Source organism: Streptomyces sp. NPDC001027 (assembly GCF_040299045.1).
In the GTDB taxonomy this organism is placed as follows: Bacteria; Actinomycetota; Actinomycetes; order Streptomycetales; family Streptomycetaceae; genus Streptomyces.
The window spans coordinates 1-4,424 of record NZ_JBEPBI010000413.1; the positions used below are offsets into that span (position 1 = coordinate 1).

Consider the following 4,424-nt stretch of genomic DNA (forward strand, 5'->3'; position numbering starts at 1 on the left):
GCCGCCGTCAGTTCCGGTACCGGAACACGATCCGACCGCGCGTCAGGTCGTACGGCGGGAGCTCCACCAGCACCCGGTCCTCCAGGAGGATCTTGATGTAGTTCTTGCGGATCTTCCCGCTGATGTGCGCGAGCACCTGGTGACCGTTGTCCAGCTCCACGGTGAACATGGCGCTGCGAAGGCACTCGACGATCTTGCCCTCGACTTCGATGACGTTCTTGTTCTTCGTCATCGGACCAACTCCAGGTTGCTGCTCACCGGTCGGCCGCCGGCGCCCTCGAACAGCGCCGAGGCCGCCTGGTTGGACTCGTGGACCTCGGTCCAGGCGGCGTCGAAGCCAAGGCGGTGCTGCGTCGCCAACGCGTGGGCCAGAAGTGCCCGCGCGATGCCGCGGCGCTGCTCGCCGGCCCGTACCGCCACCAGCCCGATGCGCGGTCGGATCGCCGTCACCACCCGGATCAGACCCAGATAGCGGTCCGGCGCCGCGGCCACCGCGTACTTCGCCGGATCGCCGACGGTGTCGCCTCCGGGGTGCGGGACGACCTCCGCGGGCATCGACTGCCAGCCCACGGTGGCCTCGACCTCGTCGCGGATCGCCCGGTCCGCCTCCCGCAGCAGACGTGCGTCCGCCTGCCCGGCGGGCACGATCGTGACGCCCGCAGGCGGGAGGACCGCCTCGAGCCCTGTGACCCGCGGATCGGTGGGCACGAGGTACTCCCACTCGCGGCGGCGGATCACGAACCCGGCACGCCGCCAGCGGGCGGTCAGCTCGACGTCGGCCTCGTCGACCACCGTGTACAGCGGCGCCGGCAGTTCCGCCAGCATGGCCTCGGCCAGCCGGTCGAAGACGGCGTCGTGCCAGGCGTCGATGCTGACGAACAAGCGGCCGTCGGGCCGGGGCCCCGCGTGCCCGCGTCCGACCACCAGGTCGTCATCCAGTGCATGCCAGTGGCGTTCCGCGACACGCGTGATCGTCACCGCGTTCTCGCCCAGGGCAGGAGTGAAAGGCTGTGTGTTCATCGGAGTCTCCCTCCAGAAGTGCCCCGATCAGGCGCTCCTGGCGACACCGAACGTCAGCCGCCGGACCGTGACGGGTTGAGGGAGCACCCATGGGTAACTGTGTTCACGGGTCTCACCTCCCTACGACGATTTCACGGTCCACCGCGAAAGTAGCAGAGTGGCTCCGCCTCGCTCAAAGCCTTTTCCCGGCCGATCACGACCCCTTCTTCCGGCCCCGCTGCCCGCCGAGTCTTGGGACACGTTTTACGCGGCACGTGCAACTGGGGACCGCTCCGCGTTTGTCTCACCCTGCGTCGGGCCCGTCAGGGCCGAGGACCGAGAGAGCGGGGCACGTCGTGGGACGGCGCAAGGGCGGCATAGGGATCGCACTGGTCACGGGTGTGGTGCTGGTGGGCGCGAGTGCCTGCGGCGGGGGCGGCAGCGACAAGGCGGGCGGAGGCGACTCCAAGGCGTCGGGAAAGCCGAGCGCGAGCGCCTCTCCCTCGCCGACGAAGCCCGCCGGGCCGCCGATGCTGCTGGAGACGATCACCCCGCAGACGGGAGCCACCGTCGGCGTGGCCATGCCGATCTCGGTCGTCTTCACCAATCCGGTGGCGGCCAAGGCCCGGGCCGCGGTCGAGAAGCACATGAAGGTGAGCACCTCGCAACCGGTGGTCGGGGCCTGGCACTGGTTCGGCGACAAGCGCGCCGACTGGCGTCCGAAGGAGTACTGGCCCTCCGGCACGACCGTGCAGATCGACGCCGACATGAACGGCGTCAGCAACGGCAACGGCCGCTTCGGCGTGCGCAGTTACACGCACACCTTCAAGATCGGCGACGACGTGCGCGCGGACGTCTCGGTGACCGGCCACACCATGAAGGTGACCCGCAACGGCAGCACGCTGCGCAACCTGTCGATCAACGCGGGCAGCGCCCAGTATCCGACGTGGAACGGCACGATGGCCGTCATCGACAAGCAGGAGAAGGTCCACATGACCTCCTGCAGCGTCGGCATCAGCTGCGACAAGGGCAGCCCCAACTACTACGATCTGACGCTCCCCTGGGACGTCCACCTGACGCAGTCCGGCACCTACGTGCACTACTCGACCGGCGACCCGAATCCGGGCAGTGGCAGCGCCCGCGGCTCGCACGGCTGCGTCCACCTGTCGCTGTCGGACGCCAAGTGGTTCTACGACCAGGTCAAGCAGGGTGATCCGATCACCATCACCGGATCTCCGCGTGCCAAGGCCTCGGCCGACAACGGGTACGCCGACTTCAACCTGGGATGGGACCAGTGGCTCGCCGGCAGCGGCTCCGGAGAGGGGACGACGGTGGTGCGTGCCGCCGCACCCGCTTCGTCCTCCGCGTCGAGCGCGAACGGCGCCTGAACACCGGCCGTCCGGGTCTCCCGCCGAACTGCTCGAGCGGGAGACCGGTCCGGATCGGACGGGGACGCCCCTATGCGTCGGTCCAGCGGATCGGGTGGCCGGAGGCGTGCGTGGTGAGCCAGGATCCGTCTCCGAGGAGCCGGATGTCGTAGGGGTTGTCCGTGCGCGCGTCGAACTCGGATCGCACCTGGCCCGAGCGCGCGTCCACGCGGTAGCGGCGGAACCACTCCTCCTCGTCCTCGGTCTCGCCGACGAGGGTCACGATGAGGGTGTGCGGGTCCAGGTAACCGCCGCTCCATTCCACGTAGACCTCTTCGGGGTCGTGTCCGAAGGCGTCGACGGACAGGGCGAACCTCACCTCGCCGTCGGGGTAGGCGTGGACGGCGACGTCGGCCTGTTCGTGGTGGACGGTCATGAAGTGGTGTCCGTCGGGCGACAGGTCGATGAGGCACCGGTCCGCCCACGGATAGCCGAAGAGACGCATACCGTCCGCGCCCAGCGACGCACGGTGGATGACCGAGCCGTCCTGCCCCTCGCCCACGTCGAGGAGGACCTCCTCGCCCGCCGGGTGCAGCAGTTGCTGCCCAGCGTGCCCGACGGTCTGCAGATCGGCCTGGGCGCGCACCTCCCCGGTGCCGGCGTCCAGGGCCACCCACTGGTCGGGGCGGTCGCGGCCGGCCATCGCGTCGGGCCGGTACACCCACAGCACGCGTTCGTCCGACGACAGCAGACAACCGGGCCGGTGCCCGTGCCGCTGGTCCGAGGCCGGCTCGAACCCCGACCGCCAGACCTCGGCCCCGTCCGCCGTGGTGCAGAGGGCCGCGTCGAGGGTCGTGCAGTAGACGCGCGCGAGATCGGCGGTGACGGCGTGGTCGACGACGTCCTCGTCGCCGGGAGGCCTGCAGACCAGGACCGGCGACAGCGCACCCTGGCCGCCTGCGGCAAGGTCGTAGGCGCAGATGCGTCCGTCGACGAGCCGGGTGATCATCTGCCGGGGGCGAAGGGGTCGATCCACACACGGCAGATTAGCCGCAGGACGAGACACCGGGCCGGGAGGGCGCACGTTCAGGCGAGGGGGCGGGCGTGCACGCTGACGGCGTATCCGCCGCCCGGCCGGTAGGGGTCGCCGGACCAGGTGGCGTAGCGCTGCCGCAGCGTCAGTCCTGCCTGTGTGCACCAGTCGTCGAACTCCTCCAGTGTCACCGTCGGTTCCGGCAGCGGCAGGTGCTCCGCGTCCAACCCCATCCCGGTGACCAGAAGTCCGCCCGGACGCAGGACGGCGGCGAGTTGCCGTACGACAGCAGGTTCGGTGCCGGGAGCCAGCAGGGGGATGACGTTGCCTGCCGCGAGCGCCAGGTCGAAGCCCGGTTCCAGACCGAGGCCGTCCAGGTGGGCCAGGTCGCCGTGGAGCCATTCCTGGCCGGGGGCGTCGCGGCGGGCGACGGCCAGCATCGAACGGTCGACGTCCACGCCCGTGCAGCGGTGACCCAGCTCGGTCAGCCGGACGGCGATCCGCCCGGTGCCGCAGCCGGCGTCGAGTACGCGGGCCGCAGGCTTCAGCAACGCGTCGCAGAAGGCGGCCTCGCCGTGGACGTCCTGACCCGATGCCGCCAGCCGCGCGAACCGCCGGGCGTACTCCTCTCCGGCCTGCCCGCCTGTCAGCTTCGCCCAACGGTCGTCCTGGCTGCTCATGGTCTGCGTACCTTCCGGTGGATCGAGAAGAACGGTGCTGCCGCGCATTCTTCTTCCTCGCCTCCATGCTCGGCGACCCGACGCGCGACGAGCGGCCCCGTGCTCCCGTGCTCCCGCAAGCGCCTTCGGTTGCGTCCCAATTCAGCCTATTGCTCGGTTAGTTATGGCCGAAAAGTCCGGCTAACCCGGCACAACCATCCAGATGGCCTGCTGGTCACATAAGGCAGGAGTAACCAACTCGTAAGATCACAAGGGGGAAATATGCGCTTCACTCACTCCATGCTGGGCGCCGCGGCCGTGGCGGCTCTGGCGCTGGGGGCCACGACCGCTCTGGCGGCTCCCGCC

General features: G+C 70.0%; 5 protein-coding genes. 1 reads left to right on the top strand and 4 read right to left on the bottom strand.

All coding sequences use genetic code 11. The features are described 5' to 3' along the window. Positions 1–7: 7 nt before the first annotated feature. A complete protein-coding gene (infA, locus tag ABT300_RS41800) occupies positions 8–232 on the bottom strand; it encodes a translation initiation factor IF-1 (protein ID WP_057577150.1) in 225 nt (74 codons plus the stop codon). Then, a complete protein-coding gene (locus tag ABT300_RS41805; protein WP_351687773.1) occupies positions 229–1,020 on the bottom strand; it encodes a GNAT family N-acetyltransferase in 792 nt (263 codons plus the stop codon). Before ABT300_RS41805 ends, infA begins: the two co-directional genes overlap by 4 nt. Before the next feature lie 335 nt (positions 1,021–1,355). Here ABT300_RS41805 and ABT300_RS41810 point away from each other — a divergent pair, with 335 nt between their 5' ends. Beyond that, positions 1,356–2,387, top strand: coding sequence for a L,D-transpeptidase (locus ABT300_RS41810; protein WP_351687775.1), 1,032 nt, complete (start codon positions 1,356–1,358; stop codon positions 2,385–2,387). 70 nt (positions 2,388–2,457) lie between these two features. On the opposite strand, the gene ABT300_RS41815 is transcribed toward ABT300_RS41810, so the two are convergent. Beyond that, complete coding sequence (locus ABT300_RS41815) at positions 2,458–3,402, bottom strand: hypothetical protein (RefSeq protein ID WP_351687777.1); 945 nt, start codon at positions 3,400–3,402, stop codon at positions 2,458–2,460. A 50-nt stretch (positions 3,403–3,452) separates the two neighbouring features. Then, complete coding sequence (locus ABT300_RS41820; protein ID WP_351687779.1) at positions 3,453–4,079, bottom strand: class I SAM-dependent methyltransferase; 627 nt, start codon at positions 4,077–4,079, stop codon at positions 3,453–3,455. Between the last annotated feature and the right edge of the window lie 345 nt (positions 4,080–4,424).